Below are 24,301 nucleotides of genomic sequence, written 5' to 3'. Positions count from 1 at the left end.
TTACCTCGCTGGCGTAGTGGCATTGTTTGCCATCGTCGCCCTTGTCGCCTGGGGGGTAGAGAAGCTGTGATCGTCCTCAGCATCCTCTCTGTCGTCCTCGGATTCGCGGCACTGGTCTACCTGGTGTTCGCCCTGATCAAGCCGGAGCGTTTTTAGTGAGCAACATCTGGCTCTTCGTCTTCACCATGCTCACTCTCGTGGTGATTCTCGGCCTCATCTACCGCCCCCTGGGCGATTACATGGCCATGGTCTACACGAGCAAGAAAGACCTCAAAGTCGAGCGTGGCTTCTATCGCATCATCGGGGTGAACCCGCACTCCAGTCAGACCTGGGCCGTGTACCTGCGCAGCGTTCTGGCATTCTCCGCGCTGGGCGTGCTCCTCGTCTATGGAGTGCAGCGCCTCCAGCAGTTCTTGCCATACTCCCTCGGCCTGCCGCCGGTGGAGCAGAGCCTGGCGTGGAACACCGCGATCTCCTTCGTCACCAACACCAACTGGCAGTCGTACTCGCCTGAGGTGACCATGGGCTACACGGTGCAGCTGGTCGCTCTGGCGGTGCAGAACTTCGTCTCTTCCGCCGTCGGCATCGCGATCGCCATTGCGCTCATCCGCGGGCTCGCCGCACGTCGCAGTCTGACCATCGGAAACTTCTGGGTGGACCTGACGCGCGGTACGGTGCGCATCCTGCTGCCGCTGTCGGTATTCGCCGCCATCGTGCTGCTGGTCAGCGGGGTCGTGCAGAACTTCGACGGCTTCCAGCACTTCACCTCGATCGCCGGTAGTGCTGTGACGGTTCCCGGTGGCCCGGTCGCCTCGCAGGAAGCGATCAAGATTCTCGGAACCAACGGTGGCGGGTTCTTCAACGTGAACTCCGCCCACCCCTTCGAGAACCCGAATGGGTGGACCAACCTGTTCGAGATCGTGCTGATGCTCGCCATCCCCTTCGCCCTCACCCGCACCTTTGGTCGGATGGTCGGCGACGTGCGACAGGGCTACGCGCTCCTGTCGGCGATGGGCCTGATCTGGATCGTCTCTGCGGCGTTGTTGACGCTGCTCGAATCGGTCGGACACGGCACCGCCTCACAGTTGGCCGGCGGCGCGATGGAAGGCAAGGAAACCCGATTCGGCATCGTCGATTCGACCATCTTCGCCACCAGTAGCACCGCCACCTCCACCGGTGCCGTCAACTCGATGCACGACAGTTTCACCGCTCTCGGCGGCGGACTGGCCATGCTGAACATGATGCTCGGCGAGGTCGCCCCCGGCGGCGTCGGTTCTGGTCTCTACGGCATCCTCATCATGGCGATCGTTGCGGTATTCGTCGCCGGCCTGATGGTGGGGCGTACGCCGGAATACCTCGGCAAGAAGATCGGTGCCCGCGAGATCAAGCTCGCGAGCCTGTACATCCTGATCACGCCGACCATCGTCCTGGCCGGTACCGCCCTCAGCTTCGCGATACCGGCGGTGCGCTCATCCGTCGTCGGCACGTCGTTGGCAAACCCGGGGCTGCACGGCTTCTCTGAGGTGTTGTACGCCTTCACCTCGGCCGGCAATAACAACGGATCCGCCTTCGCCGGCCTCACCGCCAGCACCCCGTGGTTCGACACTGCACTCGGGGTGGCGATGCTCCTCGGACGCTTCCTGCCGATCGTGTTCGTGCTCGCCCTGGCTGGTTCTTTCGCCGCTCAGGACAAGATCCCGGTCACCGCAGGCACGCTGCCCACGCACCGCCCGCAGTTCGTCGGCCTGCTGATCGGCGTCATCCTGATCGTCTCAGCACTCACCTACCTCCCCGTTCTCGCTCTCGGCCCGTTGGCAGAAGGACTCAACTAACCATGTCCACCACACTCATCAGCCCCACCAACAGCGGGGCAAGCGGGGACACCCCCACCCGAAAGACCGCGTCGGCGTTCAGCGCCGGTCAGCTCGTCGCGAGCATCCCCGGTGCGCTGCGCAAGCTCGACCCGCGCACCATGTGGCGCAATCCGGTCATGTTCGTCGTCGAGATCGGCGCCGCACTGACCACGGTGCTGGCGATCGCGCAGCCCTTCGTCGGTGACGCCTCCACGTCGACTGCGTCTCCCACCTCCCTCGCGTTCATCTGGGCCATCGCGGTCTGGCTTTGGCTCACCGTGGTGTTCGCCAACATGGCCGAGGCCGTCGCCGAAGGCCGCGGCAAGGCACAGGCGAAGAGCCTGCGCGAGAGTCGCACCAGCACCATGGCCAACGTGGTCGACGGCTATGACCCGAAGACGGATGCCGCAGCTCTGCGCAGCACGATGGTGCAGCGCGCCTCGGCAGAACTCACCCTCGGCGACATCGTGGTGGTGACCGCCGGGGAGTCGATCCCGGGCGACGGAGACATCGTCTGGGGAATCGCCTCCGTCGACGAGTCCGCCATCACCGGGGAGTCGGCTCCGGTCGTTCGCGAATCCGGCGGTGACCGCAGCGCTGTCACCGGTGGCACCCGGGTGCTCTCCGACCGTATCGTGGTGCAGATCACCAGCAAGCCCGGTGAGACCTTCGTCGACCGAATGATCGCCCTGGTCGAGGGCGCCTCCCGGCAGAAGACGCCGAACGAGATCGCGCTGAACATCCTGCTGGCAAGCCTCACGATCATCTTCGTGGTCGTCGTGCTGATCATCAATCCGATCGCCAGCTACTCCAACGCCACACAGAGCGTGCCCGTGCTGGTAGCGCTGCTGGTCTGCCTGATCCCGACCACCATCGGTGCTCTGCTTTCTGCGATCGGCATCGCCGGAATGGACCGACTCGTGCAGCACAACGTGCTCGCCATGTCGGGCCGTGCCGTCGAGGCAGCGGGAGATGTGACCACCCTGTTGCTCGACAAGACCGGCACCATCACCTACGGCAACCGTCGCGCCGCCGAGTTCGCTCCCGTCAGCGGGGTGAGCCTCGAACGTCTGGCCCGTGCTGCGGCGACCTCATCGCTCAGCGACCCGACGCCAGAGGGAAAGTCGGTGCTCGACCTGGCTCACGAGCTAGGGTTCACCATTCCCACCGAGGTCACGGGCGAGGTCGTTCCGTTCACTGCTCAGACCAGAATGTCGGGAGTCGACTACGCGGACGGCAGCCAGGTGCGCAAGGGCGCCGGATCGCAGGTCGCAGCCTGGACCGGGGTGACCGACGTCAAGATCCAGCATGAGCTCGACGCCATCGTCACCCGCATCTCGGAGGCCGGCGGCACCCCGCTGGTCGTCGCCGAGCGAACGGCTGAGGGGACGGCATCCGTTCTGGGTGTCATCTATCTGAAAGACGTCGTGAAGACCGGCCTGGCCGAGCGCTTCGCCGACCTGCGGCGGATGGGCATCCGCACGGTGATGATCACGGGTGACAACCCCCTCACCGCGAAGGCCATCGCCGCGGAGGCCGGTGTCGACGACTTCCTCGCCGAGGCGACGCCGGAAGACAAGATGGAGCTGATCAAGAAGGAGCAGCAGGGCGGCAACCTCGTCGCAATGACCGGAGACGGCACCAACGATGCCCCGGCACTCGCGCAGGCAGACGTCGGCGTCGCGATGAACACCGGAACGTCGGCCGCGAAAGAGGCCGGCAACATGGTTGACCTCGACTCCGACCCGACGAAACTCATCGACATCGTGGCCATCGGCAAGCAGTTGCTGATCACCCGCGGATCGCTGACCACCTTCTCGATTGCCAACGACGTGGCCAAGTATTTCGCGATCATCCCCGCGATGTTCGTGGCCAGCTACCCGGGACTCGCCGCGCTGAACTTCATGCAGCTGCACTCCCCCGCCTCGGCGATCCTGTCCGCGGTCGTGTTCAACGCACTGATCATCATCGTGCTGATCCCGTTGGCCCTGCGCGGCGTGAAGTACAGAGCGTCGAGCGTTTCCAAGATCCTCAGTCGCAATCTGTGGATCTACGGTGTCGGCGGGCTCATCGCGCCGTTCATCGGCATCAAGATCATCGACCTCGTGATCTCGCTGATCCCCGGTTTCTAAGCCACAACCTTCGTAAGGAAATCACAATCATGGCCTCACAACGCGGCATTACCAGGCAGTACTGGGTCGCACTCCGCGCGCTGATCGTCTTGACGGTCGTGCTCGGCATCGGCTACCCGCTCGTCATCACCGGCATCGGTCTCCTCGCACCAGCACAGGCACACGGCGCGCTGGTGCAGGTCGACGGCAAGACTGTCGGCTCGAGCCTCATCGGCCAGAGCTTTGCCGACAAAAAGGGCAAGGCTCTCCCGCAGTGGTTCCAGTCGCGACCGTCCGCCACCGGTGACGACGGCGGAGCGTCCAGCGGCAGCAACCAGGGCCCCGAGAACCCGGACCTGATCAAGGCCATCAAGGAACGCCGTGCGGCGATCGCCAAGCTCGATGGTGTCGACCCGGCGTCGATCCCTGCCGACGCCCTCACGGCATCCGCCTCGGGAATCGATCCGCACATCAGCCCCGAGTACGCTCGTGAGCAGGTGGCGCGCGTCGCCGAAACACGCGGTCTCAAGGAGTCGGATGTCGCAGCCCTCGTCGAGGCGCACGTGCAGGCTCCGGTGCTCGGCTACCTCAGCTACCCCACCGTCAATGTGCTGGAGCTCAACATCGCTCTCAGCAAGCTGGGCTGAGCGAATGGCAATTAAGTGACCGAGGGATTCCTCAAGGTCTATCTGGGCGCTGCGCCCGGAGTCGGCAAAACATTCTCGATGCTCGAGGAGGGACGCCGGCTCCGGGAGCAGGGCCTTGACGTCGTGGTCGGACTCGTCGAAACGCACGGGCGCTCGGGCACCGCCTCGATGCTCGAAGGTCTGGAAGTTCTTCCCCGCCGCCGGGTCTCGCACCGTGAGGTGGATCTCGAGGAGATGGACATCCACGCGCTGATCGCGCGAGCTCCGCAATGGGCACTGGTGGACGAGTTGGCCCACAGCAATGCCCCCGGGTCGGAGAATTCGAAACGCTGGCAGGATGTCCGGCGGTTGTTGGACGCGGGAATCAACGTCCTCTCGACGGTCAACATCCAACACATCGAATCTCTCAATGACGTCGTGCAGTCGATCACCGGGGTGGTGCAGCGTGAGACCATTCCCGATTCCGTGCTGCGCTCTGCCGACCAGATCGAGGTCGTCGACCTGGCGCCCGAAGCACTGCGGGCCAGGCTCGCCGGCGGAGACGTGTACCCGGCAGGAACCATCGACGCGGCCCTCAGCAACTATTTCCGGCTCGGCAACCTCACCGCTCTGCGCGAACTCGCGTTGCTCTGGCTGGCCGATGAGGTGGATGTCGCGCTCCAGGCTTATCGCGACGGTCACGGTATCCGCGGCAAATGGGAGGCCCGTGAGCGGGTCGTGGTGGCACTGCCGGGCGGCAGTGAGGGAGAAACGCTCATCCGTCGGGGCGCTCGAATCGCCGCCCGCACGAGCGGCGGCCAGCTGCTCGCTCTCCATGTGTCGAGTCCCGACGGTCTCGCCGAGTCCGACCCCGGCGCCCTCGCGCAACAGCGCGCACTCGTCGAAAGCCTCGGCGGGACCTATCACCAGGTGGTCGGCGACAGCACGCCGACAGCGCTCGTAGAGTTCGCCCGCGCGGTGAATGCGACTCAGCTGGTCATCGGGGTCAGCCGGCGGAGCCGACTCACCGCATTCCTCACCGGGCAGGGAATCGGTGCGACGGTCATCCGTGCGTCGGGCGACATCGACGTGCACATCGTGTCCCACGCCGCTGCCGGAACGCTGCAACTTCCTCGCTCGCGCGGTTCGCTCACCTGGAAACAGCGGCTGTTGGGTTTCGCGGTCACTGTGCTGGTCACCCCGCTCCTCACGCTGTTCCTGACGCTGGTGCGTCGTCCAGAAGCGCTGGTGAGCGACGTGCTCGCGTTTCAACTTTTGGTTGTCATCGTCGCCCTGGTCGGGGGACTCTGGCCCGCGGTGACGGCGGCGGTGATCGCGGGGTTCTGCCTCGACTTCTTCTTCGTCGTGCCCTTCTACACGGTGCGGATCGCCGACCCTGCGCATCTCGTCACGCTGCTGATCTTCTTGCTGGTGGGTGTGCTTGTGTCACTCGTGGTCGACAGATCGGCCAGCCGCAGCCGGGCGGCACGGAGGTCCGCTGCCGAAGCCGAGACGCTCGCGACCGTGGCCGGCAGCATCATCCGGGGTGAGAACGCGGTGGAGGCACTGGCGAACCGGTTGCGTGAGGTGTTCGGGATGGCGAGTGTGGTCATCCGTTCGAAGGATGCCGTACTGTTCGAGTCCGGCGCCGTTGCTGCCGGACCGCGCACCCCCAACCGCACCCCCAACCGCACCGTCGTCGCCCTCAGCGAGGGCGGACAGATCATCCTCACCGGGCGCGAGTTGCTTGCCTCCGATGGACGCATTCTCGACGCCTTCGTGGCGCAGATCGATGCGGCGCTGGAACAGCGCGACCTGCGCGAACAGGCGCAGGGCATACGTCCGCTGGAGGAGGCCGATCGGCTTCGGACCGCCCTGCTCGCCGCGGTCGGGCACGATCTGCGCACGCCGCTGTCGTCGGCAACCGCTGCGGTCTCCAGCCTGCGAGCAACGGATGTGCGCTGGAGCGAGCAGGACCGCGACGAACTGCTGGAGACTGCGGAAGTATCCCTGCACCGCCTCGCCGATCTGGTAGCCGACCTGCTCGACGCTAGTCGACTGCAGGCCGGCGTGCTGCCGATCTCGCTCAGCACCGTGGGCATGGACGAGATTGCGCCGCTCGCTCTCGATGAGCTGGGCCTTGCCAGCGGTCAGGTAGTGGTCGACGTTCCGGCAAGCCTTCCCGAGGTTCGGTGCGATCCGGCGTTGGTACAGCGCGTGATTGTGAATCTTGTCAGCAACGCTCTGCGCTACTCCCCCGTCAGCACTCCGCCACTCGTCACGGCAAGTTCGTTCGGAGACCGCGTCGAGCTGCGCGTCATCGATCGCGGACCCGGCATTCCCCCGGCCGCTCGGGCGGAGGCCTTCCAACCGTTCCAGCGACTCGGGGACACCGACAACACCACCGGCATCGGTCTCGGTCTTGCACTGTCCAATGGCTTCATGACGGCGATGGGGGGCAGCTTGCAGGCCGAGGACACCCCCGGTGGAGGTCTCACCATGGTCGTCTCCCTTCCGATCGCGGCGTCCGCTGTCGTTTCTCCGGCGAGGACTTCCTGATGCGAATTCTCGTGGTCGACGACGATGCGCAGATCCTCAAGGCGTTGCGGATCAACCTCGCCGCGCGCGGCTACGACGTCTCGCTGGCGCGCTCGGGACCCGAAGCTCTCGACGTCGCGGCGAAGACCAAACCGGAACTCGTGCTGCTCGATCTCGGGCTCCCGGGGTTCAGCGGAATTCGGGTGATCGAGGGCTTGCGCGGCTGGACCGAGGTGCCGATCCTCGTGGTCAGCGGGCGATCGGATTCTGCGGACAAAGTCGATGCTCTCGACGCCGGAGCCGACGACTATGTGACCAAGCCGTTCGCGATCGACGAGCTGTTGGCGCGCATCCGTGCGCTGAGCCGTCGGGCGACCACCGAGCCGGATGAGCCGGTCACCAGTTTCGGTGACGTGGTGGTCGATCTCGCCGGGCACACCGTCACCAAGGCGGGCGAGCCGGTGAAGCTGACGCCGACGGAGTGGCACATTCTCGAGGTACTCGTGCGCAACCCGAGGCGGTTGGTCACCAAGCACCTTCTGCTCACTTCGGTGTGGGGTCCCGGGTACGAGAAGGAAGACGGATACCTGCGGCTCTACCTCGCCCAGCTGCGCAAAAAGCTCGAACCAGAGCCGTCGAGACCCCGGTACCTGCTGACCGAACCGGGTATGGGCTACCGCTTTGCGCCGGATGCCGGGTGATCTAGGGTCCGGTCCGGTCCGGTTCGGAGTTGTTGGGCTCGGCGCGTCAGTTTCGCCCCCAAGGCGAGAACCTGCTATCGCCCTACCCCACGCTGACTCCGCTGCCGCCCGCCGCTGGGCCGTCACCGGGCTGTCACTGGGCTGTCACTCGACCAGCATGAGCTTTCCTCCTCGTCTGGGTGTTTGGTCGGGGTCGATCCAGGGTGGCGGGATGAAATACGGCACCTGCTCCCGAAGTTGGATTTCCCACCCGTCGTCGTGGATGCGGTGGTGGTGGAACGAACACAACGGGATCCCGTTGTCCAGATCCGTTACCCCACCGCTGGACCACCAGTGGAGGTGGTGGGCTTCGGTGTAGCTGGGTGGGTGACCGCAGGCCGGGAACGCGCACCCGCCATACGTTTCGGCCAACGCGTGGCGTTGGGCGGGGCTGAATAGTCGCCGCGACCTGCCCAGATCAAGGACTTCCCCGGCCCCGCCAAGGACTACGGGGATGATGTTGGCATCTGCGGCAAGACGGCGGGCTGTGGTGGCGGAGATCCCGGCATCGATCCCATCGATCTGGGCGCTGCCGAGGCCGTCGCGTAACTGGTCGAGGGTCATCCGCACGACCATCGTCACCAGCGGACCCCCATCACCACCACCACCACCACCACCGCAGCCACAGCCGATGGCCTTCCGGAACAGGGTCTCGGCGGCATCGGCGCGGCGTTGCGGCATGGTCCGATCGTCCGTGTCGGTGAACCCGTCTTGCCCCAGAGATTCGGGAATCCGGTCGCGGGCGGCGCGCAGCTGCTCACCGACCAGCTGGTCGATCCCGGCGCGCACCAGGCCGGCGGTTTCTGGGGGCATCACCCAGACCAGGCGCACCATCCCATCCGGTTGAGTCACCCAGGACAGTGCTCGTCGCTGCCTCCGGATCACATCGCGGGATTCGGCACCGTCCTGATCGAGATGGTCGCGTACCTGCCGGGCCAGCCCGTGCACCTGCTTGACCGTCAACCCTGGCGCGTGCTCCACCAGCAGTCGCTCCCCCGCCGCGCGCGCTTCGGCCGAGCAGAATGGGGCGGCCAGGTCCAGTTCGCGCACGATCACCACAGCCGCCTCCACCCCCACCGACCCGGCGCCGATCGCCTCGCCCACAGCCGGGTATCGGGCCGGCAATAGGGAGCCGTCCAAGCCGGTCCGTTGCCGCGTTGCCAGACCCAGCTCACACAGCCTGGTTGCTTCGGCGACGCTGATCTGCCACAGCTCGGCCAGATACGAGCCTGGTCGGGAATATCCGGCCCGGCGCGCCATCCCCTCGCCGCCCCGGTGGGCAGCGGACAGGTCAGCAAGTTCTCCCGCAACCTCAACCCGCAGCGCATCGATGCAGCGCTGCACCGCCGCCAGCTCCCCAATCAGCTGCAACAGCGTGCCTGGTTGGTCAACGATGGTGTCGTCCCACACCTGCGCCAGGGCCGCGAGATGGGCGGTCAGTGCGTCGGTGGAGACCTTCATGACCCGATTGTCGCAGCGACCACCGACATTCGAGTCGGCACCAATAATGCTGACCAGACCCTGTTTATAACCCACCACGCCGGGCTACCTGTGGAGGAGAAGAGGGCGCCGTTCGACAAGCTCAGGGACCGAATGCTGAGGCTGCCAGGGACCGAAATGCCGACACGCCCAGGGACCGAAATGCTGACAGGCTCAGGACCGCAGCCACCAGCCAGGGCAGCCTCTCCTTGCTAGCCGGGCGCGGCCAAGAGTGCTTGGCTTGCCCCATGTCAGCACAACCGCATCCCGACGAACCGCACGGTACCGGCATCGCCGCGCGCCTCAACTGGCTGCGCGCCGGCGTGTTGGGCGCAAACGACGGCATCGTCTCGGTGGCGGCCATCGTGGTCGGGGTCGCGGGGGCGACATCCTCCGTTCCAGCGATCCTCACGGCCGGTACCGCCGGCCTGGTCGGTGGCGCGATCTCCATGGCGCTCGGCGAGTACGTGTCGGTGAGCAGTCAGCGCGACAGCCAGCGCGCGCTGATCGCCAAGGAGAAGCGCGAGCTCGCCGAGGAGCCCGAGGTCGAGCTAGAAGAGCTGACCGCCCTGTACCGCGACAAAGGCCTGTCGGAGGTGACAGCACGCCAGGTCGCCATCGAACTCACCGACCACGACGTGCTCGCCGCACACCTGGAGGCCGAACTCAACATCACCGAGGCAGACATCGCCAGCCCCTGGCAGGCGGCAGGCGCGTCGGCACTCGCGTTCACCATCGGCGCGATACTGCCGATGCTCGCGATTCTGCTGCCGCCGGCATCCGTTCGCGTTCCGGTCACGTTCGTGGCTGTGCTCGTCGCTCTAGCGATCACCGGCGCCACCAGTGCTCGGATCGGCGGCAGCCCCGTGCTTCGCGCGATGATCCGGGTGGTGGTCGGTGGCGCGATAGCCCTCGCGGCCACCTACCTGATCGGCTCCGCGCTCGGCACCAGCGGCGTGGTCTAGCCGCCGCCGAGACAGAGGGTGAATGGGCCGGCTATTACGCCGGGTTCTGTCCCGCCGCACGAGGCGACATCGACGGCCATCTATCTCGGAGCTACGTTGCCGCAGCCCTCTAGCGGTCTACCCGAAGACGAGGCGAGCAGCCTCATAGCCTTCTGTCTGACCTTGCTCCGGACGAGGTTTACCTAGCCGACCCGCTCACACGGGCCGCTGGTGGTCTCTTACACCACCGTTTCACCCTGACCAGGCACCGAAGTCCCTGGCGGTCTGCTTTCTGTTGCACTTTCTCGCGGGTTACCCCGGGTGGGTGTTACCCACCATCCTGCTCTGCGGAGCCCGGACGTTCCTCGGCGCCTCTCGCCGTGCTTTCACACCAGAGAAGCGACGCGACCGTCTTGCCGACCCATTCGCGTGCAATCTTATCGTCAGCTTGTCTGTATCAATTCTCATCCCCCATAGGCCCGGCACAGAGGAGGTCCATAGAAACGGCGGTCACAGTGAGACCATGACCACTACCGTCAGCGCACCAGAAGAGCGGATGTCGCCTCCCGACCACTCCCTCTCCCACCGTCGCCGCGCGGCGCGCGCCGCCCTCCTCACGTTTCTCGTCTGGGCTTCCGGGGTGGTCGCCGGAATCCTGTTCCTCACCTCCTCGGGGTCCGCACCCTTCGGGTCCCTCGGCGCCGCGATCAGCAGCGTCGGCATTCTGGCCGGGCTGGTCGGCACCGACTTCATCCTGGTGATGCTCGTGCTCGCCGCACGCATCCCCGCGATCGACGCCACGATCGGGCACGACCGGGCGATCGCTGTGCACCGCAAGCTCGGCAAGCCGGCCCTCTACCTGCTGCTCGGCCACGGTGCCCTGCTGACAATCGGGTACGCGATCGATCAGGGGGTGAATCCGTTCGTCGAACTCGCCAACCTCTGGGCCACTCCGGACGTCCCTCTCGCCATCATCGCAATCGGGCTACTCATCGCCGTGGTCGTGACGTCTCTGGTTGCGGTGCGCCGCAGGTTCAGCTACGAGGGGTGGCACCTCATCCACCTTCTCAGTTATGTCGCGGTCGCCTTCGCACTCCCCCATCAGCTCAGCCTCGGCGGGGTGCTCGCGACCGGAACCGTGCAACGCATCTACTGGATCACCCTCTACGCGCTGGCTTTCGGAGCAATCGGCATCTTCCGGTTCATCGAGCCAGCGGTCTCGTCGCTTCGCCACCGCATCCGGGTGAGCGAGGTCGAGACGATCTCCCCCGGAGTCGTTTCGATCCATCTGACCGGTCGTGATCTGCGCGCGCTCGGGTCGCACGGCGGCCAGTTCTTCGTCTGGCGGTTCTGGACGGGCAGCACCTGGTGGCACTCGCACCCGATCTCGCTCTCCTCTGTGTCGACCGAGACCACGGCGCGCATCACCGTTCGCGACCTGGGCGTCGGCAGCAGGTATATTTCGACCATTCCCGTCGGCACCGCGGTCTCGCTGGAGGGACCGTACGGCCTGTTCACCCCGAGCGCGCGCACGGCGCCGAAGCTCGCGATCGTCGCGGCCGGCATCGGCATCACCCCGGCCCGGGCTCTGCTGGAACAGTCCGACCTGAGGCCCGGCGAGGCGACCGTACTCCTGCGCGCTTCCAGCACTGACGACGCCTATCTCTGGGCAGAGATGGCCGATCTCGCCGAACGGAAGGGCGCTCGGCTCTACACGATGACCGGACCGCGCTCGATCACCGCCCCGACCTGGATGACTGCCGCCGACGCCCAGCGCGGCGTGAGCCTGCGCAGTGTCTTTCCCGAGCTGCTCTCCTCTGACCTCTACGTCTGCGGCCCGACCGCCTGGCTCGACGCCATCGAAGCGGATGCCCGCGCAGCGGGTCTGCCCGACCATCAGCTCCACAGTGAAAGGTTCGAGTGGTGATCCGCACACGGCGAGTACTCACCGGCGTCTTCGGCTCGCTCGTCGCCGTGGTGATCGGGTGGCAGGTGACGGCATCTATAACCGGCGGTTCGTCGACCACAGCATCCAATACCAGCGGCTCGGTGCTTCCCGCACAGTTGCCGAGCACGAAGCTGAAGGACGGCACCTTCACGGGCTCGAGACAGACGACACGCTTCGGCGACGTGCAGGTCGCGATCACCGTCTCCGGCGGTGCGATCACCGACGTCAGCACTCCTGTGCTCAGCGGCAACGAGGCTCGCTCCGACCAAATCAACAACCAGGCCGCGCCTATCCTGCGCTCCGAAGCCCTCGCCGCCCAGTCTGCGCAGATCGATTCCGTCAGCGGGGCTACCTATACGAGCGACGCGTACATCAGCTCGTTGCAGTCGGCCCTCGATCAGGCGAAGGCCTGACCACGCCGAGCTGGCAATCGAGAGGTCCGGTCACAAACCGGGCGGCTCCAGACCCTCGAGACCCGGAAGCCGGAGAGCTAGAGGCCCGACTCCGCCGTCCGCACCAGGATCGCGCTGGAGTCCGGGCAGAGGATAACGTCGTCGGGCGCGGCGGCACGGATGGTCTGCATGTCGTTCTCATTGAGTTTCACGCCGCTGGCGCTCGACGTGCCGTACTGCAGAAACGATGCCCCGGCGCCGTAGCGGTCGAGCTGGCGCTGGTACAGGGCCAGCAGCTCAGCGGAGACCTGGGCTGCCAGGGCGGAGCGATCGGCAGCCGCCTTCGTGCGCTCGTCGATGATGGCACGGAGCGCAGCATCCTTGTCCGCCGTCGCCTCAGCGATCTTCTGCTCGACCTCGGTGACGCGCACGTCGGCCTCACGGAGCACCGCTTCGAGGTTCTCCAGCCGCTCCATCACGGTCAGCTCGATCTCCTCGAGGTCGTTCTGGCGCTTGCGCAGCCCCGACAGCTCGCTCTCGAGTCCCGCGACGTCCTTGACCGACGTGGATGACTGAAGCCGATCGGTGTCGCGGGTGATCCGCGCCTCGACCACGGCGACATCCGACTCGATCCGTCCGAGCTCGAGACGGGCGTCCTCGACGGCGCCCGTCGCGCTCAGCCGCTCGACCCGCAGACCGTCTACTTCGACGCCGAGACCGGCGAGCACCTTCAGTTCCGGCAGCGACTTGGCACGGTGGTCGAGCTGGCGGATGCGGGTGTCGAGCGCCTGCAGGTCGAGCAGACGAGCCTGCTCGGTGGGGCTGGCCTTGAGTGCCATGGGTGTCGTCCTTCTGTAATTGCGAGTGAAATGAGCGGGGACGCGCTACTGCACGACGGCGAAATCCCACGGGTCCGTGCGCAGGTCACTGACGGTGACCGTGATGTCGGGAAGTGCCGTACGCAGTTCGTCGGCGGCGGTAGCAAGCCAGAGCCACTCGCTCGCCCAATGCGAGATGTCGATCAGCGCCGGGCCGCCCACCAGTTTCGCATCCTCGCGGAACGCCGAGGCGGGGTGGAAGCGCAGATCGGAGGTGATGTAGACGTCGGCACTGAGCACAGCGGGCTCGGCAAGCAGGCTATCGCCGGCACCACCGCAGAGAGCAACCCTCTCGATCGGCCGGCCGTAGTCGCCCGAGACACGGATGCCCGTGGCCGTCGCGGGCAAGATCTCCCCCAACTGACGGGCAAGTCGGCCGAGCGTTGTCGGCTCGGCCAGTCGTCCGACCCGGCCGATGCCGCGTGATGCTGATGTTCCCTCGACGATCGGGAGCGCGGCGTGCACCCCGAGCCGCTCGGCCAGCACGGCGGAGGTGCCGGTCTCGACGACATCCGCATTGGTGTGGGCGGACACGAGCGCGCAGCCGCCGCGAATCAGTCGGGCGAGCACTGCGCCCGTGAAGCGGTTTTCGGCGATCGAGGTGACGCCACGCAACAGCAGCGGGTGATGCACCAGCAGCAGATCGGCGCCCGCGTCGATGGCTTCGTCCGCGACATCAGGGACCGCATCGACCGCCAGGTGAATGGACGTGACGGGCCTGGCCGGATCGCCGGAGAGCAGACCCGCGGCATCCCACCCTTCGGCACCGGACATCGGCCAGAGTCGCTCGGTGACGCTGAGTATCTCGGCGAGGCTGTGAGGCATGGGGTCAGTCTACTTTCGACGCGAGGTCGATCCGGGCGGGTGACTAGGCCGAATAGCGCGGCTGTCGTTCCTGCTTGCGGATTGTCGGCAGGCCCGAGACGAAGGGGGTGAGCAGACCGAGCACCAGCGCGACGAGCACACCGACATCGGTGCCGGCGAGCTGACCGTCGAGCGGCACCCCGAAGGCGCCGAACAGGTAGCCCTGCCAGCCGAGCCAACCGACGGTCGCCGTGGTGAGGCCGAACCCGATCGCCGAAGCGACCACCAGCATCGTGAGGTTCACCCAGTTCACGTCGCTGTATGTGCCTCCGCGGCGGAGCAAGGAAGCGGAATCGAAGCGTCGACGACGGAGGATCATTTCGGCCGAGAAGATTCCGATCCAGGCGGAGACCGGAACGGCGATGGTGGTAGTGAGATCGCGGAACACCGCGGCCATCGACCCGACGGTGAGGGTGAGTACGAGGGCGACGACGAAGACCAGAACGCCGATGGTGGTCGACGACCAGGAACGCGGCACCCGAAGCCCCACGGCCTGCAGCGCGAATCCGCCGGAGTAGATGCTCAGTACGACGCCGACCAGCAAACTGAGCACGGTCGCGAGCAGCAGGGGCACCGGAAACCATGCGGGCGTGAGCGAGGCGATCGTGTCGAGCGGAGCGTCGACCAGACCACGCGCCAGGGCAGGTGAGGATGCCGACAGCAGCGCGCCGTACGCGATCAGCACGAAGGCGGGCAGCGTTGCACCAAACGGAGCCCACAGCATCGCTGCGGCGCCGGAACTCGACGGCCGCTGATACCGCGCCAGGTCGGCACTGCTGGTCGCCCAGACCACACCGAGGAAGCTCACGACGAGCACCACTCCGGTCACCACCAGGATCCACGGGCCATCGCCGACGGTGAGAGCCTGACCGACGTCGACCGCGTGCCAGCTGACCGCAACGAACGCGACGATCAATACCGTCGACACGATGCTCAGAATGAGCTGCACCCGCGAGAAGACGGCGTACCCGAGCACGGCGACCGCCAGCGACACCACGAATCCGACCGCGATGGCCAGAGCGCTAATCTTCGTCTCGCCGAGCCCGAAGAGCGTGCCGTCAGTGCGGTTTCCGATCAGAATGCGCGCGGTGGATGAGCCGAGCAACCACAGCAGCACGGCCCCCCAGAACACCCGGGTGATCACCGCGAGCGAGGCCGGAACGATGTTGCCGATCATCCCGAAGCTGGCGCGGGAGACGATCATGGTCGGCTGACCACTCCACTTACCGGCGAGGGTGCCGAGACCCAGCGGGAGGAACGAGATGGCCACTCCGATCAACGCCGCGACCACCGCTTGGCGCAGGCTCATGCCGAGCGAGAGCAGCACACCACCGAAGGCGAGGCTGATCAGCGAGGAGTTGGTGGCGAACCAGAGCCAGAACATCCGCGCTGCTCGACCGACCCGCTGGTCCATCGGGGTCGGCTCGACTCCGGCGCGCTCCGGGGTGAGAACGGATGTCCGCTGCGGACGCTCCGCGACGGCGCGGGTCGGCACGGCCGGGGTTGGCACGGGGTCCACGGTCAGCACGGGAGCCGACGCCAGCACAGGGTCGACCGTCGGCAGCACAGGGTCCACCGTCAGCAGCACGGGGGCCGAGTCGGGAGTGCGAGCGTCGAGCGTCGCAGCAGCATCGAGGGGCGTAGCCGGGTCGAGGGGCCCGGCCTCGGGCTGTCCGGTCTCGACCGGGTCGCCGCCGGGCGCGGTGTGGGCGTCCGGATAGGTATCGGTGTCGGTATCGGTGTCGCCGGCAACTGTCCGGATCCTGCCGCTGAGCAGATCGTCGAAACCGATCAGGTCATCAAACCCGGGCAGGTGTTCGCGACCGGTCGGTGCCGGCACCTCGTCGAGATGTGGCACTCCAGGGTCGAGGATGCCCTCGACCGAATCGCGCACCAGGTCAAGAGACGCGAGCGGGGCGATGCCAGAGCCGGGGGTTGGCGTGACGAGGGGTTCGATCAGTTCGTAGACGACGGGCTCGGCGACCGGTGCCGACTGCTCCGGGGCTGGTTCCGGATCCGGATCTGGATCCGGTTCAGTCTCCGGCTCCGACTCCGGCTCCAATTCAGTCTCCGGATCCGCTTCACTCTCCGGCTCCGGCTCTCCAGCCCGCTCGGGCTCCGACGTGTCCGCGGCAGGTTCGGCGGGGTGGAGTTCTCGCGCAGGCCAGACTTGGGCTGGTGCCTCTGCGCCGGCGAGCTGGTCCGGGGTGGGGAGGTTGATGACATCCGTGAAGGTCGGGATAGCCGCCTCGATCGAGTCGATGGCCTCGGGCGTGCCGATGCTGCGCATCGTCGACTGCCACCGGTCGAAGTCGTCGGCATCCTGTTGCCGCAGGCGCAGCTGTTCCTCGAGTTGCGTCATGGCGTCGAGTGTCGAGCCCGACGCGACCTCTGTCTCGAGGGTCCTCACCAGCTCATCGTCCGCAAGGGAACGGCGTTCGGGCACCGAAGGCAGCACGCCGTCCGCCGGCGCCTTCTCGGTCGGCGCCTTCTCGGTCGGCGCGCTTTCGACCGGCGCGCTTTCGACGGGCGCGCTCTCGACCGGCGCGCTCTCGACCGGCGCCGCCTCGGGCGTCGGCTCGGGCTTCGGCTCGGCGAGCACGAGTTCGGGATCCACGAATTCCGCCGGCGGCGTGTACGACTGCCGGGTCGGTCCGGGCGGAGACCAGACGGGTCCGGTAGGCGACGCCTCCGGCGGCGCGAAACGGGAAAGTTCTTCCGCCGATGGGGCGGTCGGCTCGGTCGGGAGCGCGAGATCGTCGGTGCCGAATACGACCGGCGGTCCCGACGGCGCAGGGAAATCCTCGAGTGCAGCAGGCGTCGCCGGCAGAATGCCGGTCGAGCCGAATGGCGCAAACTGCTCGGCGAGCGCGGCAGCAAGCGCGTCGTCGTCGTAGTCCTGCCCGTCGGCAGAGCGCTCCCCCGTGGCGCCCGAGGGCGGAGGCGTGAAGGTAGACCGTCGCGGTCCCTGGGGCTGATTCGGGTCTTCGGCGATGCCGCTTTCTTCCGCGTCGTCGTCGCTTGCCATGCAACAAATACTACGGGGCGGCCGGGTTGGCCCTCGGCTGACGGGCCGTAGCCATCGCCGTCACTCCCCCCAGAATCAGGAGCAGTCCGAGCCATCCGGGCAACGTCAACCGCTCCCCCACCACGGTGACCGCGAGCACCGTCGCGACCAGAGGCTCGACCAGTGTGATCGTGGTCGCCGCGCTGCTGCGAACACCTCGCAACCCGATGCCGAAGAGCAGATAGGCCAGGAACATCGGCACGATCACCAGATACGCGGCAATGCCGACGGTGCGACCGGACTGGAGCAGGGGCGCACCGACGACCGCCATCACCAGGAGCAGAGGTATCGCGCCGGCACCGAACATCGCCCCCATCACGCCCCGACCGCTGTGGCCAGCGGCGAGCGCCCTCGACGACGCGTAGGCATAGAGGGCGTATGCCAGCCCGGCGACGAGACCGAGCGCCACTCCGGGAAGCAGGCGGTCGCCGACATCCGTCACCTGGCGACCGAGTACCGAGAGCAGGGCGATTCCGACGATCGCAACCAGGGTGCTGACCGCCCACCGACGGGTGGGTCGATGGCGCTCGACCAGCCATTCGATGATGGCGGCGAAAACAGGGCCGGAGCCCAGAGCCACGACGTTGCCGATCGCGACACCGGCCAGGTTCATGGCGCTGTAGAAGGCGAGCGGATACGCCACTACCCCGATGGTGCCGATCAACACCCAGCGGCGAGCGGCACTATCGCGGAGCACGGCCACAGAACGACGGAGCGAGACGACCACGAGCAGCAGGCCGCCGAACGCCATGGTCACGGCACCGACCGCGAGCGGGCTGACCCCTGCGGGGAAGAAGCTGGCAGCCGTACCCGTGGTTCCCCACAGCACCGAGGCGAGCACAAGCGCGATAACCGGCAGCCTGGCGGGTGGGGCGGATGTCGCGGCTCGGCTCACTACTCGACCCTAGAGCGAAGGACCGCGAGCCACGGACCTCGGGCGAAAGACCTCGAGCGAAAGACTTCCGGCCTCGGCGCACTGCCCTGGTTAAACGCCGAACGGCGGCGGAGCTGGCACTCCGCCGCCGTTCGCCGGTGGTCGTCTAGGAGCGACGACCGGTGATGACTCTCGCGAGGAAGACGATGACCGCGATGATGGCCAACACGATTCCCACCCACAGCAAGAAGTTCAACGACTGGACGAATCCACCCGTGATCAGGAGGACTACTGCGATGACGAAGATGACGATCAAGAGGATATTCATCGGATATGTGCCTTTCTGTTCCCAGAAGGTGAGCACGGTGCTCCCAGGGCAGAACAGACAATATGCCGATGATGCTCAGCTACTAGGGGGTTGCGCCCGGCCCGAATACGCGTAGGGAAGACTCGATCACGCCGGTTTTTTTGCCTTCTTGGTAGGCGCTGCTCCCCGCGTCGAAGTGGATTGCGAAGTCGCCTTCGCGCTCGATTTCGAGGGCGAATTGGTGCCCGCCTTCGCCCCACGACTCTTCTCTACGCTGCGTCGAAGGGCCTCCATGAGATCGAGCACCTCTGCGCCCTGGTCGTCCCCCGGCTCCTCACCGAACGTCGCGGCGGTGTCGAGCGACTCCCCCTCGGCAAGCTTCGCGTCGATGAGGGTGCGCAACTCCTCCTGATACTCGTCGGTGAACTTGGCCGGATCGAACCTCGACGAGAAGCTGTCCACCAGGGCGCCCGACATCTCGAGTTCTTTCGCCGACACCCGGGTGACCTCCTTCAGAGCGGGAAAGTCGGCCTCTCGCACCTCGTCATCCCAGAGCAGAGACTGGAGCATGAGCACCTTGCCTCGCACGCGTAGTGCCCCCAGGCGGGTCTTCTGTCGCAGAGCGAAGTGCACGATGGCCGTGCGATCGGTCTCTTCCAGCGTCTTCCGCAACAGCGCATAGGCCTTCGGAGACTTCGAATCCGGCTCGAGGAAATAACTGCGGTCGAACATGATTGGGTCGAGTTCATCGCTCGGCACGAACTCGACGACATCGATCTCTCGACTGCGCTCCGCCGGGAGGGACTTCAGGTCGTCGTCTGTCAGCACGACCGTGCGCTCGCCATCGTCGAATGCCTTGTCGATGTGGTTGTACGGCACGAGCTCTCCGCAGATCTCGCAGTGCCGCTCGTAGCGGATGCGCCCGCCATCCTTGTCATGCACCTGGTGCAGGTGGATGTCGTGGTCTTCGGTCGCGCTGTAGACCTTCACCGGCACGTTCACCAGACCAAAGGTGATGGCACCTGTCCAGATGGCTCTCATCACCCAATTCGATACCCCTCCGTCCCGCGGATCAAGGGATCGGCGTACATTGGCGGCCATGCCAGCGACGCGATCGAGCAGCCGTTCATCGAGCGCCCGTTCATCGGGCGCCCGTTCATCGGGCGGTTCAGGCGAGACGGTCAGCGTCGAGGGACATCGGCTGAAGCTGACCAATCTCGACAAGGTGCTCTACCCCGAGACCGGGACGACCAAAGCGGATGTTCTGAGCTACTACGCCGAGATCGCCTCCGTTCTGATCCCCCACGCCAGCAATCGCCCCGCAACCCGCAAGCGCTGGGTGCACGGGGTCGGCACCCCCGAGCATCCCGGTGAGGTCTTCTTCCAGAAGAACCTCGAAGACTCAGCCCCGACCTGGGTGAAGCGTCGAACCATCGAGCACAAAGACCACGAGAACCTCTATCCCCTGGTCAACGACCTGGCCACACTCACCTGGTTGGCCCAGATCGCCGCCCTCGAGATCCATGTGCCGCAGTGGCGGTTCGGGCGCACCGGAACGCGTCGCAACCCCGACCGCCTGGTGCTCGACCTCGACCCGGGCGATGGCGCTGGTCTGCTGGAGTGCGCGGAGGTCGCTCGACTGGTACGCGACATCCTGAGCGACATGGGGCTCACCGCCATGCCGGTGACAAGCGGCAGCAAGGGCATCCACCTCTACGCGGCTCTGGATGGGTCACAGAACTCCGATCAGGTCTCCGCCGTTGCCCATGAACTGGCCCGAGCCCTTGAAGCCGACCACCCCGACCTCGTGGTCAGCGACATGAAGAAGACGCTCCGCACCGGCAAGGTGCTGCTCGACTGGAGCCAGAACAACGGGTCGAAGACCACCATCGCGCCGTACTCCCTCCGAGGACGCTTCACCCCCACCGTCGCGGCCCCCCGAACCTGGCGCGAACTGGCCTCCAAGAATCTCGACCAGCTGGACTATGAGGAAGTACTCCGGCGGGTGAAGCGCCGGGGTGATCCGCTTGCCGATCTCGCCTCCGGCCATCTCAACTCGCTCGAGCCGACGCCGGCGCACCTCGCCGCCTTCGAGCGGACCGACCGGCTGGCGACCTACCGCGGCAAGCGCAGCGCTGATCGCACCCCAGAGCCGGTGCCCGCCGGCCCCGCCGAAACCTCAGATGGTCGCAGCTTCGTCATTCAGGAGCATCACGCCCGCCGTCTGCACTTCGACTTCCGCCTGGAGCACGACGGAGTGCTCGTGAGCTGGGCAGTACCGAAGAACGTTCCGACCGAGCCGAAGCAGAATCACCTCGCGGTTCACACCGAGGATCATCCGCTTGAGTACGGAAGCTTCGAGGGCACCATCCCGGCGGGCGAATACGGCGGTGGCACCGTCTCGATCTGGGATGCAGGCACCTACGACCTCGAGAAGTGGCGCGACGGGGAGGAGGTCATCGTCACCCTGAACGGTCGCGCGGACGGCGGTCTCGGCGGAATCCCGCGACGCGTAGCGCTGATCCATACCGGCCACGGCGGAGCAAAGCACGGCGGCGGCAAAGACGACCAAAACTGGCTCATGCACCTCATGAAGGAGCAGCCACGCGCCGCAGCCGCCGACCCAATGCCCCCACCGAAAGCCATGCTCGCGTCGGCAGGAAGCACCACAGACATCCGCACCGAAGCGGACTGGGCCTTCGAGATGAAGTGGGACGGCATCCGCGCCATCGTCACCGCTGGCCCTGACGGCGTCACCCTGACCAGCCGCAATGGTAACGACATGACCCGCACCTATCCCGAACTCGCGGCCGTGACGGCTGCCGTCGGCGGCCACAGCGCGACGCTCGATGGCGAGATCGTTGCCCTCGACCGCTCCGGGCGCCCTGATTTCGGAGTGCTGCAGTCGCGGATGAATGTGACCGACGCGCGTGAGATCGAACGGCTGCGAGCCTCCACCCCGGTGAAGCTCATGCTCTTCGATCTGCTCCTGCTCGACGGCGAATCCCTCCTGAAACGGGACTACGACTCTCGCCGCACTGCCTTGACCGACCTGGTCCGAGACCGGGAACGCGGGGTGGTGCAGGTTCCGCCGGCGTTCGACGGCGACCTCGATGATGCGATGGCCACCAGCCTCGAACTCGGGCTGGAGGGCGTAGTGGCCAAAGAACGCTCCGAGCCGTACTCCGCGGGACGACGGTCACCGGCCTGGATCAAGCTCAAGCACCATCGCACCCAGGAGGTCGTCATCGGTGGCTGGCGGCCCGGCAACGGCAGGCGGGCCGACGGCGTCGGTTCGGTACTGCTGGGGATCCCGGATGACCACGGCATCCGTTACGTCGGACGAGTGGGCACCGGCTTCAGCGACCGAGCCCTCGACGAACTTGCCGCGGTGTTCGCGCACCGCGCCCGCGCGACCTCCCCGCTCTATGACGTGCCGACCGCCGACGCCAAGGACGCCAATTGGGTGCGCGCTGACCTCGTCGCCGAGGTGCAGTTCGCCGAATGGACGTCGACCGGGCGCCTGCGACAGCCCACCTGGCGGGGCTTCCGGCCCGACAAATCACCCGCAGACGTGGTGCCAGAGTAACCAGTCCGTATGATCATCACAGACGGCAGTTTCGGCGCCGGATGATTCGAGGAGTTGCACGTGGGGAAGCTACTGTACGGCCCGACCATCGAGGTCGTCTTCGACGATCGAGTGCTCGCCCATCTGCAGCTGGTTATCGGATTGAAGCTGCGCCGCGGCGAGAGTTTCTTCTTCTCCTGGCGCGACGAACAGAGCGTCGGCGATGGTCGCAGCGTGATCTGGCTCGATCCGTCGATTCCGCTGGTGTTCCGATACAACGGTGGACGCATGCCGAAGATCAACCGCGAGTGGCTCGACGTGCTCACCAATTCGTCCAACAGCGCCCAGGGGCTTCAACTGACCGACGAGGTCGGCGCGCTGGGTCGGACGTCGGAAGAGTAGCGCCTCGGAACGATAGCCGGTAATCACCCTGGGCACGGAAAACCGTCGGCCGCCCGCATCCCCGCGAGCAGCCGACGGATTCTTTCGATCGCGTTCTTTCGATCGCGCCAGACCGGTGTCAGGCGAGGTAGGAGTGCAGCTCTGCCGAACGCAGACGCTTCAGACTGCGGGTCTCGAGCTGGCGCACTCGCTCGCGGGTGATGCCATACAACTCGCCCACCTCGTCCAGCGTCATAGCCTGGCGTCCGTCGAGGCCGAAGCGCAGACGGATCACCGTGGCGTCGCGTTGCGGCAATTCATCCAGGCGCCGGGTGATGTCATCGTGGCGGAAGTCGAGTTCGACCGCTTCGAAGGGTTCGGCGCTGTGCGCGTCCTCGATCAGGTCTCCGAGCTCGGCCGTACCGTCGTCACCAACGGGCAACCCCAGCGACACGGTGTCGTGCTCGGTGCGCTGCAACTTGAGCACTTCCTCGGTGCTGATCTGCGCGGCATCGGCAAGCTCGATCAGCGTCGGCACTCGTCCCAGCTCGCCACTCAGGTCGCGACGGATGCGGTCTAGTTTCTCGATCTTCTCGACGGTGTGTACCGGGATGCGGATGAGGCGGCTCGCGTCGGCGATCCCACGAAGAATTGACTGGCGAATCCACCAGGTGGCGTAGGTCGAGAACTTGTTGCCGGTGGTGTAGTCGAACTTCTCGACGGCGCGCACCAGACCGAGGTTGCCTTCCTGGATGACGTCCATGATCGGTAGTCCTCGCCCCGCGTAGCGCTTGGCGATGCTCACCACGAGACGCAAGTTGGCGTGAATGAAATGCTCATACGCAGCGGCGCCATCCTGCTGCAGATACTTCAGCTCGCGGATCTCCTTGCCGGAGAGATCGAGGTTTTTGACCAGGCGCTCGCCCGCGATCACGCCGACCTCGATTCGACGGGCAAGGAAGACCTCTTCCTCCGCGGTGAGGAGGCGAGCACGGCCGATGCGCTGCAGGTAATCCCGCAGCGGGTCGACCGATACCTCCATGCCAGGGGCGGACGTGGTGAAACGGTCCGAAGAGCTGGTCACTGCAGTTGTCATCGCTGACCCCCCAAATTGGTTACATTTCCGATGTGATCTCAGGCTATGGGACCGCGGGACTGCGCCGTCAGGGGGTTGACAAAGCGACTGTCGTGATTTATTCGTTATCGCTTGATCTGAGCCTTCTCGCGCACGACAGGTGCGGCGAAAAATCCGACAGCGCTCTCCCAATCCGAGAAGACCTCGTCGTGATCGGGAATTTTGATGTTGAGAACTTCGTACTGCGCATTGCGATACTGAATGAACCCCAGCACCTTGGCCGCGGATCCGTCACTCAATCTGCCGTCGGCGATCCGCCATTCGTCCACCGAGATTCTGCTCACAAGCAGATATTCGGCGGGGCACGGACCTGTTGCGTTGTTCTTCATCGAACCTCCCAGCACGATCGCGATGACGGCACGGTCCGAGTGGGTGATCTCACTCGCGGCTACTGTCCATCGCTGACCCCATGCTAAATCTCTGCGCCATTACGCAACAGGGGGTTGACTCCGTTGTCCGGCTGATTCTCACCGGGTTCAGGGCGACCGCAGAGTCGCCCGGCACCGATGCACCCAGGATCAGTCCAGAAGCCGTTGTTACTCTGGTCATCGACATCCGGGCACACCGAGCCGAACTTCGGCGGAGGACCACAGGTT

General features: G+C 66.0%; 20 protein-coding genes and 1 other RNA gene. 11 read left to right on the top strand and 10 right to left on the bottom strand.

What is annotated here, in order from left to right; genetic code table 11:
- The first annotated feature begins 66 nt into the window (after positions 1–66).
- From kdpF to IV501_RS03495, 6 genes are read left to right on the top strand one after another with little or no spacing between them, the layout of a single operon-like run.
- Positions 67–156, top strand: a complete 90-nt coding sequence (gene kdpF, locus IV501_RS16515) for a K(+)-transporting ATPase subunit F (RefSeq protein WP_200555002.1) — start codon at positions 67–69, stop codon at positions 154–156.
- A 29-nt stretch (positions 157–185) separates the two neighbouring features.
- Entirely contained in the window at positions 186–1,832 is a 1,647-nt protein-coding gene (gene kdpA / locus IV501_RS03515) for a potassium-transporting ATPase subunit KdpA (RefSeq protein ID WP_200555426.1), read from the top strand.
- A 2-nt stretch (positions 1,833–1,834) separates the two neighbouring features.
- The gene (gene kdpB / locus IV501_RS03510) at positions 1,835–3,985 is read left to right on the top strand and encodes a potassium-transporting ATPase subunit KdpB (protein ID WP_200555001.1); all 2,151 of its coding nucleotides are present in this window, start codon (positions 1,835–1,837) and stop codon (positions 3,983–3,985) included.
- 29 nt (positions 3,986–4,014) lie between these two features.
- Positions 4,015–4,611, top strand: coding sequence for a potassium-transporting ATPase subunit KdpC (kdpC, locus tag IV501_RS03505; RefSeq protein WP_200555000.1), 597 nt, complete (start codon positions 4,015–4,017; stop codon positions 4,609–4,611).
- Between the two features lie 15 nt (positions 4,612–4,626).
- Complete coding sequence (locus IV501_RS03500; RefSeq protein WP_200554999.1) at positions 4,627–7,149, top strand: DUF4118 domain-containing protein; 2,523 nt, start codon at positions 4,627–4,629, stop codon at positions 7,147–7,149.
- Positions 7,149–7,829: a response regulator gene (locus IV501_RS03495; RefSeq protein ID WP_307812159.1), complete on the top strand. Its 681-nt coding sequence runs from the start codon at positions 7,149–7,151 to the stop codon at positions 7,827–7,829. The genes IV501_RS03500 and IV501_RS03495 overlap by 1 nt, the downstream gene beginning before the upstream one ends.
- Positions 7,830–7,973: 144 nt before the next feature.
- Here the strand turns inward: IV501_RS03495 and IV501_RS03490 are convergent, their stop codons facing one another.
- Positions 7,974–9,329, bottom strand: a complete 1,356-nt coding sequence (locus tag IV501_RS03490; RefSeq protein WP_200554998.1) for an HNH endonuclease signature motif containing protein — start codon at positions 9,327–9,329, stop codon at positions 7,974–7,976.
- A 266-nt stretch (positions 9,330–9,595) separates the two neighbouring features.
- Between IV501_RS03490 and IV501_RS03485 the strand changes: the two genes are divergently transcribed.
- Complete coding sequence (locus tag IV501_RS03485) at positions 9,596–10,312, top strand: VIT1/CCC1 transporter family protein (RefSeq protein ID WP_200554997.1); 717 nt, start codon at positions 9,596–9,598, stop codon at positions 10,310–10,312.
- Positions 10,313–10,331: 19 nt separating this feature from the next.
- On the opposite strand, the gene rnpB is transcribed toward IV501_RS03485, so the two are convergent.
- Positions 10,332–10,715, bottom strand: an RNA gene (gene rnpB / locus IV501_RS03480) — RNase P RNA component class A.
- 99 nt (positions 10,716–10,814) lie between these two features.
- On the opposite strand from rnpB, the gene IV501_RS03475 reads away from it, so the two are divergent.
- Together IV501_RS03475 and IV501_RS03470 are read left to right on the top strand one after the other, a co-directional pair.
- Positions 10,815–12,218, top strand: a complete 1,404-nt coding sequence (locus IV501_RS03475) for a ferredoxin reductase family protein (RefSeq protein ID WP_200554996.1) — start codon at positions 10,815–10,817, stop codon at positions 12,216–12,218.
- Positions 12,215–12,652, top strand: a complete 438-nt coding sequence (locus tag IV501_RS03470) for an FMN-binding protein (RefSeq protein ID WP_307812158.1) — start codon at positions 12,215–12,217, stop codon at positions 12,650–12,652. Before IV501_RS03475 ends, IV501_RS03470 begins: the two co-directional genes overlap by 4 nt.
- Before the next feature lie 77 nt (positions 12,653–12,729).
- Here the strand turns inward: IV501_RS03470 and IV501_RS03465 are convergent, their stop codons facing one another.
- From IV501_RS03465 to ku, 6 genes are all read right to left on the bottom strand, one after another.
- The gene (locus tag IV501_RS03465; protein WP_200554995.1) at positions 12,730–13,470 is read right to left on the bottom strand and encodes a zinc ribbon domain-containing protein; all 741 of its coding nucleotides are present in this window, start codon (positions 13,468–13,470) and stop codon (positions 12,730–12,732) included.
- A gap of 45 nt (positions 13,471–13,515) precedes the next feature.
- Positions 13,516–14,334 carry a Nif3-like dinuclear metal center hexameric protein gene (locus IV501_RS03460; protein ID WP_200554994.1) on the bottom strand — a complete coding sequence of 273 codons (819 nt, stop codon included), beginning with the start codon at positions 14,332–14,334 and terminating at the stop codon, positions 13,516–13,518.
- Positions 14,335–14,377: 43 nt separating this feature from the next.
- A complete protein-coding gene (locus tag IV501_RS03455) occupies positions 14,378–17,401 on the bottom strand; it encodes a cytosine permease (protein ID WP_200554993.1) in 3,024 nt (1,007 codons plus the stop codon).
- 10 nt (positions 17,402–17,411) lie between these two features.
- Positions 17,412–18,335: a DMT family transporter gene (locus tag IV501_RS03450; RefSeq protein WP_200554992.1), complete on the bottom strand. Its 924-nt coding sequence runs from the start codon at positions 18,333–18,335 to the stop codon at positions 17,412–17,414.
- Positions 18,336–18,480: 145 nt separating this feature from the next.
- Positions 18,481–18,642 carry a hypothetical protein gene (locus IV501_RS03445; protein WP_200554991.1) on the bottom strand — a complete coding sequence of 54 codons (162 nt, stop codon included), beginning with the start codon at positions 18,640–18,642 and terminating at the stop codon, positions 18,481–18,483.
- A 126-nt stretch (positions 18,643–18,768) separates the two neighbouring features.
- A complete protein-coding gene (gene ku, locus IV501_RS03440; protein WP_200554990.1) occupies positions 18,769–19,662 on the bottom strand; it encodes a non-homologous end joining protein Ku in 894 nt (297 codons plus the stop codon).
- A 58-nt stretch (positions 19,663–19,720) separates the two neighbouring features.
- On the opposite strand from ku, the gene IV501_RS03435 reads away from it, so the two are divergent.
- Both IV501_RS03435 and IV501_RS03430 read left to right on the top strand, forming a co-directional pair.
- Positions 19,721–22,210 carry an ATP-dependent DNA ligase gene (locus IV501_RS03435; protein WP_200554989.1) on the top strand — a complete coding sequence of 830 codons (2,490 nt, stop codon included), beginning with the start codon at positions 19,721–19,723 and terminating at the stop codon, positions 22,208–22,210.
- 60 nt (positions 22,211–22,270) lie between these two features.
- Positions 22,271–22,591, top strand: a complete 321-nt coding sequence (locus IV501_RS03430) for a DUF7882 family protein (RefSeq protein WP_200554988.1) — start codon at positions 22,271–22,273, stop codon at positions 22,589–22,591.
- Positions 22,592–22,709: 118 nt separating this feature from the next.
- Here IV501_RS03430 and IV501_RS03425 read toward each other — a convergent pair whose 3' ends face one another.
- Together IV501_RS03425 and IV501_RS03420 are read right to left on the bottom strand one after the other, a co-directional pair.
- Positions 22,710–23,654 carry a sigma-70 family RNA polymerase sigma factor gene (locus IV501_RS03425; RefSeq protein WP_307812157.1) on the bottom strand — a complete coding sequence of 315 codons (945 nt, stop codon included), beginning with the start codon at positions 23,652–23,654 and terminating at the stop codon, positions 22,710–22,712.
- A 116-nt stretch (positions 23,655–23,770) separates the two neighbouring features.
- Positions 23,771–24,034 (bottom strand): hypothetical protein, encoded by a 264-nt coding sequence (locus tag IV501_RS03420; protein WP_200554987.1) that lies wholly within the window; start codon positions 24,032–24,034, stop codon positions 23,771–23,773.
- Between the last annotated feature and the right edge of the window lie 267 nt (positions 24,035–24,301).

Origin of the sequence: Lacisediminihabitans changchengi, assembly GCF_016634425.1 — a bacterium.
Taxonomy (GTDB): Bacteria; Actinomycetota; Actinomycetes; order Actinomycetales; family Microbacteriaceae; genus Lacisediminihabitans; species Lacisediminihabitans changchengi.
The sequence above is the reverse complement of the archived record's forward strand: the minus strand, read 5'-3'. Positions and strand labels throughout refer to the sequence as shown.

What these genes read in the sequence shown, in the direction of transcription:
- kdpA (WP_200555426.1), top strand. Translation starts at nt 186, where the DNA reads ATGCTCACTCTCGTGGTGATTCTCGGCCTCATCTACCGCCCCCTGGGC.
- kdpB (WP_200555001.1), top strand. Translation starts at nt 1,835, where the DNA reads ATGTCCACCACACTCATCAGCCCCACCAACAGCGGGGCAAGCGGGGAC.
- kdpC (WP_200555000.1), top strand. Translation starts at nt 4,015, where the DNA reads ATGGCCTCACAACGCGGCATTACCAGGCAGTACTGGGTCGCACTCCGC.
- IV501_RS03495 (WP_307812159.1), top strand. Translation starts at nt 7,149, where the DNA reads ATGCGAATTCTCGTGGTCGACGACGATGCGCAGATCCTCAAGGCGTTG.
- IV501_RS03490 (WP_200554998.1), bottom strand. Translation starts at nt 9,329, where the DNA reads ATGAAGGTCTCCACCGACGCACTGACCGCCCATCTCGCGGCCCTGGCG.
- IV501_RS03485 (WP_200554997.1), top strand. Translation starts at nt 9,596, where the DNA reads ATGTCAGCACAACCGCATCCCGACGAACCGCACGGTACCGGCATCGCC.
- IV501_RS03475 (WP_200554996.1), top strand. Translation starts at nt 10,815, where the DNA reads ATGACCACTACCGTCAGCGCACCAGAAGAGCGGATGTCGCCTCCCGAC.
- IV501_RS03465 (WP_200554995.1), bottom strand. Translation starts at nt 13,470, where the DNA reads ATGGCACTCAAGGCCAGCCCCACCGAGCAGGCTCGTCTGCTCGACCTG.
- IV501_RS03460 (WP_200554994.1), bottom strand. Translation starts at nt 14,334, where the DNA reads ATGCCTCACAGCCTCGCCGAGATACTCAGCGTCACCGAGCGACTCTGG.
- IV501_RS03455 (WP_200554993.1), bottom strand. Translation starts at nt 17,401, where the DNA reads ATGGCAAGCGACGACGACGCGGAAGAAAGCGGCATCGCCGAAGACCCG.
- IV501_RS03445 (WP_200554991.1), bottom strand. Translation starts at nt 18,642, where the DNA reads ATGAATATCCTCTTGATCGTCATCTTCGTCATCGCAGTAGTCCTCCTG.
- ku (WP_200554990.1), bottom strand. Translation starts at nt 19,662, where the DNA reads ATGAGAGCCATCTGGACAGGTGCCATCACCTTTGGTCTGGTGAACGTG.
- IV501_RS03435 (WP_200554989.1), top strand. Translation starts at nt 19,721, where the DNA reads ATGCCAGCGACGCGATCGAGCAGCCGTTCATCGAGCGCCCGTTCATCG.
- IV501_RS03420 (WP_200554987.1), bottom strand. Translation starts at nt 24,034, where the DNA reads ATGAAGAACAACGCAACAGGTCCGTGCCCCGCCGAATATCTGCTTGTG.